This window comes from Amycolatopsis sp. NPDC059021 (assembly GCF_042739895.1).
In the GTDB taxonomy this organism is placed as follows: domain Bacteria; phylum Actinomycetota; class Actinomycetes; order Mycobacteriales; family Pseudonocardiaceae; genus Amycolatopsis.
Genome location: NZ_JBHYIQ010000004.1, coordinates 180,648 through 195,907 on the forward strand (window position 1 = coordinate 180,648; position 15,260 = coordinate 195,907).

The 15,260-nt window shown below is 68.9% G+C and carries 17 protein-coding genes; 8 read left to right on the forward strand and 9 right to left on the reverse strand.

Annotated elements, in window-relative coordinates; genetic code table 11:
* Positions 1-107: 107 nt before the first annotated feature.
* Positions 108-680: a hypothetical protein gene (locus tag ACFWX1_RS03630; protein WP_378383416.1), complete on the reverse strand. Its 573-nt coding sequence runs from the start codon at positions 678-680 to the stop codon at positions 108-110.
* 175 nt (positions 681-855) lie between these two features.
* On the opposite strand from ACFWX1_RS03630, the gene ACFWX1_RS03635 reads away from it, so the two are divergent.
* From ACFWX1_RS03635 to ACFWX1_RS03645, 3 genes are read left to right on the forward strand one after another with little or no spacing between them, the layout of a single operon-like run.
* Positions 856-2,682, forward strand: a complete 1,827-nt coding sequence (locus ACFWX1_RS03635) for an NHL domain-containing thioredoxin family protein (RefSeq protein ID WP_378383493.1) — start codon at positions 856-858, stop codon at positions 2,680-2,682.
* A 39-nt stretch (positions 2,683-2,721) separates the two neighbouring features.
* Positions 2,722-3,015, forward strand: a complete 294-nt coding sequence (locus tag ACFWX1_RS03640) for a GroES family chaperonin (RefSeq protein WP_378383495.1) — start codon at positions 2,722-2,724, stop codon at positions 3,013-3,015.
* Between the two features lie 38 nt (positions 3,016-3,053).
* Complete coding sequence (locus ACFWX1_RS03645) at positions 3,054-4,913, forward strand: VanW family protein (protein ID WP_378383417.1); 1,860 nt, start codon at positions 3,054-3,056, stop codon at positions 4,911-4,913.
* Positions 4,914-4,916: 3 nt separating this feature from the next.
* Here ACFWX1_RS03645 and ACFWX1_RS03650 read toward each other — a convergent pair whose 3' ends face one another.
* From ACFWX1_RS03650 to mug, 6 genes are all read right to left on the reverse strand, one after another.
* Entirely contained in the window at positions 4,917-5,660 is a 744-nt protein-coding gene (locus ACFWX1_RS03650; protein ID WP_378383497.1) for a leucine-rich repeat domain-containing protein, read from the reverse strand.
* A 60-nt stretch (positions 5,661-5,720) separates the two neighbouring features.
* Complete coding sequence (locus ACFWX1_RS03655) at positions 5,721-6,014, reverse strand: GlsB/YeaQ/YmgE family stress response membrane protein (RefSeq protein WP_378326356.1); 294 nt, start codon at positions 6,012-6,014, stop codon at positions 5,721-5,723.
* A gap of 161 nt (positions 6,015-6,175) precedes the next feature.
* A complete protein-coding gene (locus ACFWX1_RS03660; protein ID WP_378326355.1) occupies positions 6,176-6,451 on the reverse strand; it encodes a GlsB/YeaQ/YmgE family stress response membrane protein in 276 nt (91 codons plus the stop codon).
* A gap of 162 nt (positions 6,452-6,613) precedes the next feature.
* Positions 6,614-8,458, reverse strand: a complete 1,845-nt coding sequence (locus ACFWX1_RS03665; protein WP_378383419.1) for an acyl-CoA dehydrogenase — start codon at positions 8,456-8,458, stop codon at positions 6,614-6,616.
* A gap of 159 nt (positions 8,459-8,617) precedes the next feature.
* On the reverse strand, positions 8,618-9,409 hold the full coding sequence (locus ACFWX1_RS03670; protein WP_378383421.1) for a response regulator transcription factor: 792 nt from the start codon (positions 9,407-9,409) through the stop codon (positions 8,618-8,620).
* 222 nt (positions 9,410-9,631) lie between these two features.
* Entirely contained in the window at positions 9,632-10,225 is a 594-nt protein-coding gene (gene mug, locus ACFWX1_RS03675) for a G/U mismatch-specific DNA glycosylase (RefSeq protein ID WP_378383423.1), read from the reverse strand.
* A 28-nt stretch (positions 10,226-10,253) separates the two neighbouring features.
* Here mug and ACFWX1_RS03680 point away from each other — a divergent pair, with 28 nt between their 5' ends.
* Together ACFWX1_RS03680 and ACFWX1_RS03685 are read left to right on the forward strand one after the other, a co-directional pair.
* Entirely contained in the window at positions 10,254-10,919 is a 666-nt protein-coding gene (locus ACFWX1_RS03680; protein WP_378383425.1) for a class I SAM-dependent methyltransferase, read from the forward strand.
* A gap of 79 nt (positions 10,920-10,998) precedes the next feature.
* A complete protein-coding gene (locus ACFWX1_RS03685; RefSeq protein ID WP_378326350.1) occupies positions 10,999-11,175 on the forward strand; it encodes a hypothetical protein in 177 nt (58 codons plus the stop codon).
* Here ACFWX1_RS03685 and ACFWX1_RS03690 read toward each other — a convergent pair.
* Both ACFWX1_RS03690 and ACFWX1_RS03695 read right to left on the reverse strand, forming a co-directional pair.
* Positions 11,116-11,769 carry a VanZ family protein gene (locus ACFWX1_RS03690; protein WP_378383426.1) on the reverse strand — a complete coding sequence of 218 codons (654 nt, stop codon included), beginning with the start codon at positions 11,767-11,769 and terminating at the stop codon, positions 11,116-11,118. The genes ACFWX1_RS03685 and ACFWX1_RS03690 overlap by 60 nt on opposite strands.
* A gap of 103 nt (positions 11,770-11,872) precedes the next feature.
* A complete protein-coding gene (locus tag ACFWX1_RS03695; RefSeq protein WP_378383428.1) occupies positions 11,873-12,010 on the reverse strand; it encodes a hypothetical protein in 138 nt (45 codons plus the stop codon).
* A 96-nt stretch (positions 12,011-12,106) separates the two neighbouring features.
* On the opposite strand from ACFWX1_RS03695, the gene ACFWX1_RS03700 reads away from it, so the two are divergent.
* The 3 genes from ACFWX1_RS03700 (at position 12,107) to ACFWX1_RS03710 (ending at position 15,210) form a co-directional block, all read left to right on the forward strand.
* Entirely contained in the window at positions 12,107-12,571 is a 465-nt protein-coding gene (locus tag ACFWX1_RS03700) for a GNAT family N-acetyltransferase (protein ID WP_378383430.1), read from the forward strand.
* A 55-nt stretch (positions 12,572-12,626) separates the two neighbouring features.
* Positions 12,627-13,415, forward strand: a complete 789-nt coding sequence (locus ACFWX1_RS03705) for an alpha/beta fold hydrolase (protein WP_378383431.1) — start codon at positions 12,627-12,629, stop codon at positions 13,413-13,415.
* Between the two features lie 112 nt (positions 13,416-13,527).
* On the forward strand, positions 13,528-15,210 hold the full coding sequence (locus ACFWX1_RS03710; protein ID WP_378383433.1) for a bifunctional metallophosphatase/5'-nucleotidase: 1,683 nt from the start codon (positions 13,528-13,530) through the stop codon (positions 15,208-15,210).
* Positions 15,211-15,260 lie beyond the last annotated feature (50 nt).

The window sequence follows — 15,260 nt, forward strand, 5'->3', positions numbered from 1 at the left end:
TCACAGCGCTCAACGCGGTGAAGGAGGCCTTCACGGCACAACGCTCCCCACGCTGGTCGGTGGTTACCCCGGGAAAGCGCGCACCTCATTGAGGGGACATTGGGCGCCTACTCGATCAGGCCGGACCAGAACGGGATTTCCAGCAGTGGAGCCGTGTTCGACTCGACCGGCTCACCGCCGAACTCGTGCGCGAGGTAGTCACGGAGATCGTTGCCGTACACGATGATGTCGGTCTGGTACACCGAAAGCACCGGATAACCCGTCGATCCCGCGATGGCGGGCAGATATCGATGCCCGCACACCGGGACCAGCTGCGGGACTTCCGCTAGATGCCGCCGCGCCACCGCGAGCGCGTCGGAGAGGTCGATGGGGCGCATTCCCCAGTCAGGCAGCCAGAAAGCGTTGTGTTCGACGTCGTAGAGCACGCCGTCGACCGGCCAGTCGAGGCGTTTGCGCAGCTGTGCGGGGTCGCCACAACGCCAGTCGGGCCACCGGTCGCCGATGGGCACCCCCGCGGCGAGGAACGTCCGATGATCGGCGGAGAAGCGGAAACCGAACCGCTTCTCGACTTCGTCGAGCTCGGCGTCGCTCAGCCCGGGGCGCACCGGCTCCTGGAGGCTTACCTGGACGGCGCGGGCCTCCTCGAGGGTCAGCGCGCCGGTCGGCTGGACAGATGACATAACTACGAGCCTAAGTCGCGCCTGGCGCCGCCGCCTTCCCTTTTCCGGAGCGGGGACACCCGGATACCCCTCCTCCTGTTGGGTGAGCTCGGCCTCTCACGGCGCGGACATCGGAACACTGCGTGAGCACATGTAGTTCACTCTTGACGTGACTTCTTCACCACCGCAGGCCCGCGTGCGGGCCCCCGAGCTCGCGGGCGACGTCTGGTTGAACACCGGCGGCCGCCGGATCACCCTCGCTGAGCTGCGCGGACGTGTCGTGCTGCTCGACTTCTGGACCAGCGGCTGCATCAACTGCCTGCACGTCCTGGACGAGCTGCGCCCGCTCGAAGCGGAATTCGCGGACGTCCTGGTCACGATCGGTGTCCATTCCCCGAAGTTCCTGCACGAGGGCGAGGCGGCCTCGATCGAGGCCGCGGTACGCCGGTACGAGGTGCACCACCCCGTGCTCAACGACCCTGGCATGGCGATGTGGTCGCAGTACGCGGTGCGCGCGTGGCCGACGCTGGTGGTCGTCGACCCCGAGGGCTACGTCGTGCACGTCGCCGCCGGCGAGGGGCACGCCGAGGCGCTGCGGCGTGTCGTCGCCGACCTCGTCACCAAGCACGAGGCCAAGGGCACGCTGCGCCGCGGTGGCAGCCCGTACGTCCCGGTCGAGGAGCAGCGCGGCGAACTGCGCTTCCCGAGCAAGGCCGTGACCACCGCCGAGGGCCGCGTGCTGGTGGCCGACACAGGGCACCACTCGATCGTCGAGTTCGCCTCCGACGGCGAGACCGTCATCCGCCGGTTCGGCAGTGGGCAGCGTGGCGGCCAGGACGGGCCGTTCGACGTCGCCTCCTTCGCGGAGCCGTCCGGAATCGCCTTGCTGCCCGGCGAAATCGCGCAGCGCGTCGGCTACCACGCGGTGGTCGCCGATTCGGCGGGACACCGGCTGCGTGGTCTCGACCTCAACACCGGCGAGGTCAGCACGGTCGCGGGTACCGGCAACCAGTGGCGCAACGGGACCGACACCGGCCGCGCCCTCGACGTCGACCTCACCAGCCCCTGGGACGTCGTGTGGTGGGCGCCCGCGGGCGGGGTCGTGGTCGCCATGGCGGGCAACCACACGCTGAGCGTGTTCGACCCGGCTTCGGGGACCATCCGCCGCTTCGCGGGCACGACGGTCGAGGGCCTGCGCGACGGCGACGTCCACGAGGCGTTCTTCGCGCAGACGTCCGGGCTCGCGGTCGACGGCGACAAGCTGTGGCTGGCTGACGCCGAGACGTCGGCGCTGCGCTGGATCGAGCCCGAGGGCGAGTCGTTCACCGTGCACACCGCGATCGGCGTCGACCTGTTTTCCTTCGGCCACACCGACGGGCCCGCCGAGAAAGCGCTTCTCCAGCATCCGCTCGGCCTCGCCGTGCTGGCCGACGGCCGGATCGCCATCGCCGACACGTACAACGGCGCCGTGCGGAGCTACGACCCGGCGACCGGGCTGGTCAGCACGCTCGCCACCGGACTGGCCGAACCGCAGGGCCTGCTCGTGCACGACGGACAGCTGCTGGTCGTCGAGTCCGCGGGCAACCGGGTCGCGCCGCTGCCCGAAGGCGAGTCCACGACCGTCGCGGGCGAAGCACACGCCGTCCGTCGTCCGCCGACCGTGCTGGCCTCCGGCGACGTCGAGTTCAGCGTCGTGTTCACTCCGCCACCCGGGGAGAAGCTCGACGACCGATACGGCCCGTCGACGCGGCTGGAGATCAGCGCGTCGCCACCCGAACTGCTCGCCGACGGCGGTGGTGTCGGCACCGACCTCACCCGCCGGATCCGGTTCGCCGACGGCGTTTCCGAGGGCGTGCTGCAGGTCGTCGCGCAGGCCGCGAGCTGCGATGACGGCGGCGAGCACCCGGCGTGCCGCATCACCCGGCAGGACTGGGGCGTCCCGGTCCGCTTCGAAAAGGGTGGCGAGCGTGCGCTGAGTCTCGTCATGGCGGGCGAGCCGAAGGAACCGGTCGCAGATCAGTAGCATGAGTGCGTGTCCGACGGTCCCAAGCTCGAGATCCAGATGCTGCACGACAGGGTGCTCGTGCGGCAGTCCCAGGAGGACGGTGAACGCCGGAGCAGCGGCGGCATCGTGATCCCCGCCACAGCTCAGGTCGCGCGCAGGCTCGCCTGGGGTGATGTACTGGGCGTGGGCACCAGCGTGCGGAACGTCAAGACGGGTGATCGCGTGCTCTTCAACCCGGAGGATCAGCTCGAGGTGGAGATCCAGGGTGAAGGGCACCTCGTGATGCGCGAACGGGACATCCACGCGGTGGCGACGGAACGGACTGAACACGGCACCGGCCTCTACCTGTAGCGCCGGCGCCGGGGGTAGGGGAACCCGGAGGCAGGGGCGTGCGCGAAAACCACGACGAACCGAGACCGGGCGAAAGCACGGACCTGTTCGGCGACGATCTCCTCCCGTTCGCGGAGGAGGACGGCGACCTCGCCGGTGAACTGCTCGAAGGCCCGCACGTCGTCCCGCCGCCCACGCCCGCCAAGAAGTTCCGCAAGGGCCTCGGCAAGGTCTTCATGCTCGTCGGCGGCGTCATCGCGCTGTTCGTCGTCCTGTATGCCGCGGACCTGATCAGCAGCGCCGGTGACGTACCGCGCGGGGTCACCGTCGCCGGGATCGACGTCGGCGGGCTGACTCATCGCGACGCCGCCGACAAGCTGCATCGCGAGCTGGAGCCGCGGCTGACGAAGCCGTTTTCGGTGCGTGGCGGGGATGTCCGCACCCAGCTGGTGCCCGCGGAGTCCGGGCTCGGCCTCGACTGGCCGAACACGCTCGAGCAGGCGGGCCATCAGCCGCTCAGCCCGATCACGCGGATCCTGTCGTTCTTCACCCAGCGCGAGGTCGGCGTGGTGACGAAGTCGGATCCGAAGACCGTCGCCCAATCCGTCCGTAATCTTGCCGAGGCGACGCTGGACCATCCGGTGGTGGAAGGCGCGGTCGGCTTCACGCCTATCCCTGGCAGCGACGGCGGCGTGACGCCCTATCCGATCGAACCCCGGCAGGGACAGCGGCTCGACGACGTCGACGGCGCGGTCAAGGCGATCACCGACGGCTGGCTCAACCCGCACGGCATCGACGTCCGGATGAACATCACCCCGGTCAAGGCGAGTTCGGCCGGGGTGCACACCGTGCTGGACAAGATCGTCGCGCCCGCGGTCGCGAAGCCGGTGGTCGTCCATGGGCAGGGCCGCGACGCGGTGCTGAAACCGGCCGCGATCGCGAGCTCGTTCCAGTTCGCGGGCAAGGACGGCGGCGGCGTCGAGGTACGCATCGACCAGGGCAAGCTGCGGGACGCGGTGCTGCCGGAGCTGAAGCCGACGGAGACCGACGGCAAGGACGCGGAGATCGTCTTCGAGGCCGACCGGCCCACGGTCAAACCGTCGGAGGACGCGCGGAAGATCAACTGGGAGAAGACGTTCGTCCCGCTCACCCAGGTCCTCGCGAAGGCCGACGGACGGGACCTGAAGGTCACCTACGACGCGAAGAAGCCGAGCCTGACCACAGACGCGGCCAACGCGTTCGGCATCAAGGACGTGATCGGCGAGTTCACCGTCGGCGGGATGTCCGGGCCGGTCGCGACGAACAACCAGATCCTGGCCGCGCGGGTGAGCGGCGCGGTCGTCAAACCCGGGGAGACGTTCAGCCTCGGGGCGCGCTCGGGTTCTCGTACCGCCGAGAACGGCTATGTCACCGCCCCGGTCAACGAGGACGGCACCGGGCCGAACGTCGTCGGCGGTGGCGTCTCGCAGTTCGCGTCGGTGCTCTACAACGCGGCGTACCTCGCCGGGCTCGCCGACGGCGGCCACGCGGCCCACGACTACCACCTCGACCGCTACCCCGCCGCACGGGACGCGAAAGCCGTCAACACCGACGGTTCACCGGTCGAACTCAAGATCACCAACGACGCGCCGACCGGGATCGCCATCCAGGCCACCGCTTCCGGTGACTCGGTGACCGTGCGGATCTGGGGCACCAAACGCTTCCGTGTCGAGAGCGTGGCCGGCGGGCGGAGCGATCTGAGCCCGCCGCCGATCCAGGTCGGCCCCGGTACCGGTGGGGGCGCTTGTCAGCCGTCGTCCGGGTCGCCGGGCTTCACCGTTTCGGACACCCGGGTGCTCTACGACGTCAATTCCGGCGCCGAGGTCCGGCGGGAAAGCCGCACGACGACCTACGCGGGGCGGCCGATCGTGCTCTGCTGAGCCTCAGCGGAGCACCATGCAGCCCGCGGCCTCGAAGTCGGCCAGCCACGACGGTTCCCGGAGGTACTTGTTCCAGCGCAGATCCAGTTTGTCCAATGTAGACAAGTTGGCGAGCGAGGACGGCAGGGTCGTCAGCGCGTTCTCGCGGAGGTCGAGCTGACGGAGGTCGGTCAGCTCGCCGATCGAGTCCGGCAGCGTGGTGAGCCGGTTGCCGCGCAGGTGCAGCTCGCGCAGGCTCGTGAGCGTGCCGATCGACTCCGGGAGTTCGGCGATTTCGTTGCGGTACAAGCGAAGTTCCCGCAGCGCGCCGAAGCCGGTGAGATCCTCGGGCAGCGCGGTCAGCTGGTTGTCCGTGCAGCCGAGGTAGCGCAGGCGGCCCAGCCCGCACAGGGATTCCGGGAACTCGGTGAGCTGGTTGTCGCTGAGGTAAAGGTACTCGGTGAGTCCGGCGAGTTCGCCCAGCTCGTCGGGCAGATCGGTCAGCCGGTTGTGGCCGAGGTCGAGCGTGTGCAGTTCACCGAGCGCCGCGATGGACGGCGAGATCTCGGTCAGCCGGTTCGCCGCGAGGTTGAGCACACGCAGCCCGGTGAGTGTCCACAGTGACTCGGGGAGCGTGGCGATTTTGTTGGCGTACAAGCTCAGCTGTTCGAGCCGGGGCGCGGTGGTGAGCGCTTCGGGGACCTCGGTGAAGGCGTTGCGGTCGAGATCGAGCCGCACGACGTCGTCGAGCGGGACGTCTTCGGGCAGGGCCGTCAGCCCCTGTCCGCTGAGATCGAGCCAGTGCACAGGGGCCGACGCTACCGCCTGTCAGCTGCTGGTGCGCTGACCGCCCTTGATCTTCGCGTAGATACCGGTCGCGAGGATGACCCCGACCACGGCCGCGGCGACCTGGAAGATGTGCCGGATCCAGTCGATCCCCTTGGTGTCGCGGACGCCGAACACCCCGGCCAGCCAGTTGCCGATGAAGGCGGCGACGATGCCGACCACGATGGTCAGCCAGATCGGGATCTTCTGCGCGCCGGGTGCCAGCAGCCTGCCGATCACGCCGAGGATCAAGCCGACCACGATCGTGCTGATGATGCCCCAGAGTCCACCGAGCATGACGGTTCTCCTTCGTCTGTGGGAACACTGTGGTGTCACCGTGGCACCGAATCCGGCGAACCGCCCTCGCTGTGCCCTGACCGGGTGACGTCAAAGCCGTGAAGGCCCCCTTCCCAGCGTTGAGCGCTGTGAAGGAGGCCTTCACGGACGGACGGGACTGCCTACCTGGAGATGCCCTTGCGTCCGTAGACGCCCGCGGCGATGCTGACGCCGATCGCGGCCAGGACGACCTGCGTGATGATCTCCAGCCAGTCGATGCCCTTGGTGTCGGCGTAGCCGAGGCCGCGGGCGATGGCGGTGCCGACGAAGGCGGCGATGATGCCGACCACGATGGTGAGCCAGATCGGGATGCTCTGCTTGCCGGGAGCGAACAGCTTGCCCAGCAGTCCGAGGATCAGGCCGATCACGATCGCGCTGATGATGCCGGTGACGGTCATCGCGTCTCCTCTGCTCGTGTGCGTGGGATCCCCGGGTACCCACTTCTCCGGGAATCCTTCCGCCGGAAGGACACGAGATCGGCGCGCTTCGTCACGTCCGGAAACCGCGAAGGGGCCTGCCTCACATTCGAGGCAGGCCCCTTCGGGTCCGGGGGATGGAAATCAGAAGGCCGCTTCGGGCACGTCCATGAGCGCGTTGTCGGCGGCCTCGACGATCGCGCGGCGCGCGGTCAGCTCGGGCAGCACGCTCTTCGCGAAGAACGAGGCCACGGCGATCTTGCCCTCGTAGAACGGGACGTCCTTGGCCGACGGGCCGTTGTCCAGCTTCTGGATGGCGATCTCGGCGTGCTTGAGCAGCTGCCAGCCGATGAGCAGGTCACCGACCGACATCAGCAGCCGGACCGTGTGCTGGCCGACCTTGTTGATGCTCTGCGGGTCCTCCTGCGACGCGGTCAGGTAGCCGACCAGCGAGCCGAGCATGCCCTGTGTGTCCTCGAGGGCCTGCTTGAGCAGCCCGCGCTCGTTCTTGAGCCTGCCGTTGCCGGCCTCCGCCTCGATGAACTTCGTGATCTCGCCCGCGACGTAGGCCAGCGCGGCACCCTTGTTGCGGATGATCTTCCGGAAGAAGAAGTCCAGCGACTGGATGGCCGTGGTGCCCTCGTACAGCGAGTCGATCTTCGCGTCGCGGATGTACTGCTCGATCGGGTAATCCTGCAGGAAGCCCGAACCGCCGAGGGTCTGCAGCGACTGCACGAGCTGCTCGGTGGCACGCTCGGAGCCGACGCCCTTGACGATCGGCAGCAGCAGGTCGTTGACGGCGTGCGCCTGCTTCAGCGACGCCTCGTCGCCCTCGCCGGTCCACAGCTGGTCCTGGAAGGACGCGGTGTAGAGGTAGACCGCGCGCAGGCCCTCGGCGTACGCCTTCTGCAGCATCAGCGAGCGGCGGACGTCCGGGTGGTGGGTGATGGTGACCCGCGGCGCGGCCTTGTTGAGCATGTTCGGCAGGTCGGCGCCCTGGACGCGCTCCTTGGCGTAGTCGCGGGCGTTGAGGTAGCCGGTGGACAGCGTCGCGATGGCCTTGGTGCCGACCATCATCCGGGCGTACTCGATGACCTGGAACATCTGCGCGATGCCGTTGTGCACCTCGCCGAGCAGCCAGCCCTTGGCCGGGGTGCCGTGCTGGCCGAAGGTCAGCTCACACGTCGTCGAGGCCTTGATGCCCATCTTGTGCTCGACGTTCGTGACGTAGGCGCCGTTGCGCTCGCCGAGTTCACCGGTCTTCGGGTCGAAGTGGAACTTCGGCACCAGGAACAGCGAAAGGCCCTTCGTGCCGGGCTTCGTCTCGATGCCGGGACCCTCGGGACGGGCCAGCACCAGGTGCATGATGTTCTCGGACATGTCGTGCTCGGCCGAGGTGATGAACCGCTTCACGCCGTCGATGTGCCAGGAGCCGTCCTCCTGCGGGATGGCCTTGGTGCGCCCGGCGCCGACGTCCGAACCGGCGTCCGGCTCGGTGAGCACCATGGTCGCGCCCCACTGGCGCTCGATCATGACGCGCGCCCACTGCTTCTGCTCTTCGGTGCCGTTCTTGTCCACGATCATGGCGAAGTTCGGGCCCGCCATGTACATGAACAGCGGGGCGTTCGCGCCGAGGATCAGCTCGGAGGCGGCCCACTGGACGGTCGGGGGCAGGCCGAAGCCGCCGAGGTCGTTGGTGAGGCCCAGCCGCCACCACTCGCCGTCGAGGAGCTGCTTATAGCTCTTCTTGAACGACTCCGGGATCTTCACGCTGAAGGTCTTCGGGTCATACACCGGCGGGTTGCGGTCCGCGTCCGCGTACGACTCGGCCAGCGGGCCGGTGGCGAGCTTGTTCAGCTCGGACAGCACACCGCGCGCGGTGTCCTCGTCGGACTCGGCGAGCACGCCCTTGCCCAGGCGTTCCTGCACACCGAGCACCTCGAAGAGGTTGAACTCCAGGTCTCGGACGTTGCTCTTGTAGTGGCCCATGTCGTCACTTCCGTTTGTGTCGGCTCCCCGGCTGGGCACGCGTTCCCCTACTCGCCGGTAACTTCAGGATATTACCTGCTGGTAACCAGAGCAAGCGCTGTGCCTCTTCTGTGCTGTGAAAGTCAGCCGGAAAAGTGAGATGGACCTGGGAAATCCTCGTTAGTGTGGTACCTGTGACGCCGCCGGTGCGGCGGTGCCGGTGACGGCGATCGAGTCGTCCGGTTTGGCGATCAGGATCCCCGACCGGAAGGCGATCGTCACCGCGTGTGTGCGGTCTCGCGCGGACAGCTTGCGCAGGATGCTCTTCACGTGCGTCCGGACGGTCTCGACGGACAGGAACAGCAGCTTGGCGATGGCCGAGTTCTCCAGCCCTTCGGCGACGAGTTGGAGCACCTGGTACTCGCGACGGGACAGCGGCATCGCGGTTCGCGGCGGCGCGGTGTCCTCGGCCAGCGCGGTCCGCGGCGCGGGTTGACGCTTCGGCCGCGCGGTGAGGGCGGCGAGCGACGGGTCGATGTAGCGCCGGTCGCTGTGGGCCCGGCGCACGGCCTCGGCGAGGCGACGTGGATCGATCGAACGCGGGACGATCGCGTGCGCGCCCGCCGCGATCGCGGTCGCGAGGTACTGCTGGGTCCGGTTGGCGTCCCGGATCAGCGTGACGATCACCAGCGCCGGATCGCCGGTGCTGAGCAGTTTCGTGAGGTGACAGTGCGGGTCGAGCGCGGAGTCCAGCACCACGACGTCGGGCCGGACCTGCTCGCAGAGTTGCATGGCGGCGTGGTGGCTGGCCGCCATACCGGCCCAGTGCAGGCCCTGGGTTCGATGCACCATCGCGGCCAGTCCCTCGCGCAGCAGCGGGACAGGGTCGACAGCGGCCACGCCGAGGCTTCTCGCCCCTGGTGGCGGTCCGGACGCGCCCCCCAGCGTCCGGTTGGGCTCGATGCGGCGCATCTGCGGCCTCCGTAACTGCACCGTCATTCCCGGGGTCGGGCCCCCCGCACGTGCACTGGTGAACACGCGGCCCGACACCACCCGGTTCCCTCCTGCTGGGACTGGACAGGAATGACACCTTGTGGTTACTACGACCCGGTAACTCGCAGCTTGTGACGCGGTTTCACCCTCAATGGCGAATCCGGTAGTCGCAGCAAACTCTCCGTAGAAAAGGGCCGCTGATCAGGCAGTCGTCGGGGGTTTACGGGGCTTGGCGGGGCTCTTGGTGCTACTGAGGGTGGCGCGGCGCAGGGCGGCGAACTCCTCGCCGAGCGCGGCCTGCGTCCAGTGCGCGTTCAGGCCGCTCGGGTTCGGCAAGACCCACACGTTCGCTTCGCCGATCCGCCGGTCCTGACGGCCCACCCGTGCCTTCGGATCGCCGAACGCGGCGCGGTACGCCGTGATCCCGACGACGGCGAGCCACCGCGGCCGGAACTCCAGCACCTTGGCCGTGAGGATCTCGCCGCCCTCGCGGAACTCGTCGGCGGTCAGCTCGTCGGCCCGCGCGGTGGTGCGCGCGACGACGTTCGTGATGCCGATCCCCAGCTTCAGCAGCTCGTCCTGCTCGCTCGGGTCGAACCGCCGAGGCGTGAACCCGCCCAGCTGCAGCGCGGGCCAGAACCGGTTGCCCGGCCGGGCGAAGTGCAGCCCGAGCGCGCCCGAGTAGAGGCCGGGGTTGATCCCGCAGAACAGCACGTCCAGGTCCGGCGCCAGCACGTCCGGGATGGTCGTGTTGTGGGCGGCGGCCAGCTGCTCCTTGGTCGGACGCGTGCTCATGGAACCAGTCTCCGGCACTCTGGGCGAGGTGAGCACGGGGGCGTACACAGCTGACGGTTGTTCGGTCGAGGTCTACCGCTTGCTGCCGCCGGCAGGCGAACCGGAGGTCGTCCACGACGCGATCCCGGCCGGTGCTTCGATCCTCGAACTCGGCTGCGGTGCCGGCCGGGTCACCCATCCCCTGCTCGCGCTCGGCCACGACGTCGTGGCCGTCGACGACTCGCCTGAGATGCTGGCGCTCGTCCGCGGCGCCGAGACCGTCTGCGCGCGCATCGGCGAACTGCGGCTGGGCCGGGTCTTCGACGCGGTGCTGCTGGGCAGTCATCTGGTCAACACTCCGGACGACGCCGAGCGGTATGCCCTGCTCGCCGCTGCCCGGCGGCACCTCGCTCCCGGCGGACGCCTGCTCGTCGAATGGCATCCGCCGTCCTGGTTCGAGCAGGCCGCCGACGGCCAGGGCGGGCAGCTCGGCGAGGTGTCCGTCGAACTCGCCGAGGTCGCTAGCGACACCGATCTGCTGTCCGCGGTCGTGCGGTACTCCGCTCGCGGGCACTCCTGGCACCAACCCTTCACCGTCCGGCGGCTCGGCGTCGACGCCCTGGAAAACGCCCTGAACTTGGCGGATCTGACATTCGGCGAGTGGCTGACCGGCGATCGCCGCTGGTTTGCCGCGACGAGCCGTAGCGGGGGGTAGCGGAGGCGGTACGGAGGTGCGTAACCTGTGTGATCTCTCGCACAACATCTCTAGGACAACGTCGTACCGAGGAGGCACTGTGCAGCTGTCGCTCGTCCTCGGCCTGGTCGCGCTGATTCTCGCCGTGGCCGCCTTGGTGGTCGTGCTCGAGGACCGGCGGGCGGCGAAGCGGGCCGCGCAGCGCCGCCGGGCCCGGTTAGCGAGTCTGGGCGAGGTGGACCCGCTCGCGCCGAGCAGGCTGCGCGTCGATCGCTGAGGTCGTCGCGGCGGGGGTCTTGCGCAGCGTCAGCAGCAGCGCGCCGAACACCCAGCCTGCCATCGCGCCGGTCGTGTTCATCATGAGGTCGTCCACGTCGAAGATGCGGTAGACGAACGGCGCGGTGCCGAAGTTCGCGGTGAGCTGCGTGATCTCGATCAGCAGCGAGGCGGCGAACCCGATCAGCGAGGTGCCGATCAGCCCGCGGCGCCACAGGACCCTGGCGAACACTCCGAGCGGCACGAACAACAGCACGTTCATCATCGCCTGCTGGAAGGTCTGCGTGGTGAACCAGTCCGAGACGGGCAGTCCGTGCTTCGCCAGCTCCTCGTGGATGTCGAGAATCCACTGGAAGGGGTGCAGTTGCACGGTCTGGCTCAGCCGGGGGCTGTTCGGACCGGGCAGCGGCAGCATGACGACCGCCAGCGCCATGCAGGCGTAGAGCGTCACCGCCGCGGTGGTGAGGATGCCGCGCAGGTGGAACCGGCCGTGCCGGGCGAGCTGCCCGATCAGCTGCGGGATGAGGATCGTCGCCCACACCACGAGGAAGCCGATGAACCCGTATTCGAGGGCCGTGACCTGTGCGTTCGTCATACCGAGAACGCTATTGATCATGGCGGCCCGGCACTTCGGTCGAAGAGCCGGACCGGCTTGGGCGCCATCGGCCACTTGGCCGATCCCCCGGCGAGCCGATCGGCTAAGGCGCCGTCTCTTCGTCGCGCTTCGCGGCCTGCTCGCGTTCGGTGACCCGGTCGGCGCGCCACGCGCTGAACATCGTCCCGCCGATCAGGACGACGACGATCGCGAGCACGATGAGCACCAGCTGGACTTCCACGCCTGCGATCCCCCGGGTCGTACGATTCGCCGTTCCCGTCATCGCCGGCCGGTAAATGGCTGTTACCGGCGCTGGGTGGCGTGCCAATCTGCGCGGGTGATCTCCGTGCGACGCCTGACTCCGGCGGATGTTCCGGTCCTGCGTGATCTCCGGCTGCGTTCGCTCGCCGACACCCCGGAGAACCTGGGAGATCTGGTGGCCGTCGAAGCCGCCCGGCCCGACGCGGAATGGGTGGATTCGCTGCGTGAGCGCGTGTGGTTCGCCGGATTCGACGACGACACCCCGATCGCGCTCGTCTGCGGGCGTCCGGACCCGTCCGAATGGCTGCTGTATTCGATGTGGGTCGTGCCGTCGGCGCGGGGCAACGGCCTCGCGGCGCGGTTGGTGGCCGAGGTGCGCGCGGCCGCCGTGGAGAACGGCGCCCAGGCCCTGGTCCTGCAGGTTTTCGAGGACAACCTGCGGGCGCGGCGGATCTACGAGCGCCTCGGCTTCCTCGCCACCGGCGTCTGGGAGGAGGTCCCCGGCAAGGGACGGCGTGAGCTGCTCCGCCTCGCCTTGTAGGGGTGACAGAAAGTATCTGTTACCTATTGGTAGCACCTTCGCTTACCCTCGGATCATGGACGACGTTGTCTACAGCCGGGCCGGGCGAGGCGAACCGCTGGTGCTGATCCACGGGATCGGGCACCGGCGGCAGGCGTGGGACGCGGTGCTGCCGCTGCTCACCCCGCATCGCGACGTCATCGCCATCGATCTGCCCGGTTTCGGGGAGTCGCCGGAATCGAAGACCGGCTACGGCGTCGAATCCGCCGTCGAGATGTTCGAGAAGTTCTGCGCCGAGCTGGGCCTGGAGCGTCCGCACGTCGCGGGCAACTCGCTCGGTGGTCTGCTCTCGCTGGCGTTCGGCGAGGCGGGACTGGTCCGCAGCGTAACCGCGTTGTCCCCGGCCGGTATCTGGACGCGCCCCGGCGCGCTGTGGGCGTTCGCCATGCTCGCCGCCCATCGCAGGCTCGCCGAGCGCATGCCCGAGCCGCTCGTCCGCCGGGTGGCCGCGACGACGGCGGGCCGGATCGCCCTGGCCGGGATGATCTTCGCCAAGCCGTGGCTGATTCCGCCGGACAAGCTGGTCTCCGACGCGCTGGCGTTCGGCGCCGCGCCCGGTTTCGCGCCGACGCTGGCCAAGGCCCGCGAGGGTTTCGCCTTCCACGGTTCGGTGCCGGACATCCCGGTCACCATCGCGTGGGGACGGCACGACCGGCTCCTCGCCCGCCCGAAGGCCGTCGAGCTGCGGAAGATCGCGCCCCAGGTCGAACTCGTGACGCTGCCCGGCTGCGGGCACACCCCGATGAGCGACGCCCCCGAACTGGTGGCGCGCGTGTTGCTGGAAGGCAGCACCAACAACGGGTGACATTTGCCTATCGGCCGACTAATTGCCCTGGTGACCGGTCCGCTCACCAGGCAAGATCCTCCGCCGTGCGCCCCGTTCGGGGAAAACCGGGCGCCGGTATGGGAGGAAACGTATGAAGTTCACGAGCCGCCTTGTGGCGCTCGCCGCCGCCTTGACGACCGTGGCGGCGGTAGCTACGCCGGCGTCCGCAGCGCCGGATCCGACGACCGACGTCCGGATCATCGGGTTCAACGACCTGCACGGCAACCTCGAACCGCCGTCCGGCTCGAGCGGCAAGGTCACGCTGTCGAACGGCTCGACGGTGCTCGCGGGCGGCGCGGCCTACCTCGCGACGCACGTCAAGCAGCTGCGTTCGCAGGTCCGCAACTCGCTCGTCGTGTCGGCGGGCGACAACATCGGCGCGTCCCCGCTGACCTCGGCGCTGTTCCACGACGAGCCGACCATCGACCTGCTGAACGCGCTCGGCGTCAAGGCGTCCGTGGTCGGCAACCACGAGTTCGACGAGGGCTACCGCGAGCTGATGCGGATGCAGTTCGGCGGCTGTCACCCGAAGGACGGCTGCCAGTTCCGCGATTCCTTCCCCGGCGCGAAGTTCCCGTTCCTCGGGTCCAATGTGTACTTCGACAACGGGCTGCCCGCCTTGCTGCCGTTCAGCGTCGAGTTCTCCGGCGGTGTGCCGATCGGCGTCATCGGTGCCACGCTGAAGGATCTGCCGTCGGTGGTGACGCCCGACGCGATCAAGGGCCTCAAGTTCGGCGACGAGGTCGAGGCGATCGACCGCACCGCGAACTTCCTCGACCGGCTCGGCATCAAGGCTCAGGTCGTGCTGATGCACCAAGGCGACGGCACCGAGACCGCCGGCCCCGACGACTGCAAGCTGCGTCCCGGCCCGGCCGCCGCGATCGCCGCGAAGGTGACGCCGAAGGTCGACGCGTTCTTCACCGGGCACAGCCACCAGCAGTACAACTGCGTGATCAACGATCCGGCGGGCCAGCCGCGTCCGGTCATCCAGGGCTCGTCGTTCGGCCGGCTGCTGTCCGTTGTGGACTTGAAGATCGACCGGAAGACCCGCGACGTCGTGCGCTCGCAGACCAAGGCGCACAACGAGATCGTCACCCGCGACGTCACTCCGGACCCCGAGGTGACCAAGCTCGTCGACGAGGCGAAGACCAAGTCGGCCCCGATCGCGAACAAGGCCGTCGGCACGATCACCGCCGACCTGCCCGCGGCGGGTGGTCCGACCGGTGAGTCGGCGCTCGGCGACGTCCTGGCGGACGGGCAACTCGCGGCGACGCAGTCCAACGGCGCGCAGATCGCGATGACCAACCCGGGCGGTATCCGCGCGGATCTGACGTACAAGTCCTCGCCCGCCGGCGAGGGCGACGGCGTGGTGACCTACGGCGAGGCGTTCACCGTGCAGCCGTTCTCGAACATCATGCAGACCATCACGCTGACCGGCGCGAACCTGAAGAACGTGCTGGAGCAGCAGTGGTCGGCGAGCGGGACGCGGATCCTGCAGATCTCGAACACGCTGCACTACACGTACTCGGCGTCGGCGCCGATCGGCTCGAAGGTCTCGAACATCACCGTGGGCGGCAAGCCGGTCGACCCGGCCGCGTCGTACCGGGTGTCGGTGAACAACTTCCTCGCCGCGGGCGGGGACGGCTTCGCCGAGTTCACCAAGGGCACCAACCTCACCGGCGGCCCGGTGGACCTGGACGCGCTGATCGCCTACCTCGGCGCGCACCCCGGCCTGGCACCCCCGCCCGCCGACCGCATCACTACGTCGGCCTAGCCCCGTGGTCCGTGAAGGCCTCCTTCACAGCGCTCAACGCTGTGAAGGAG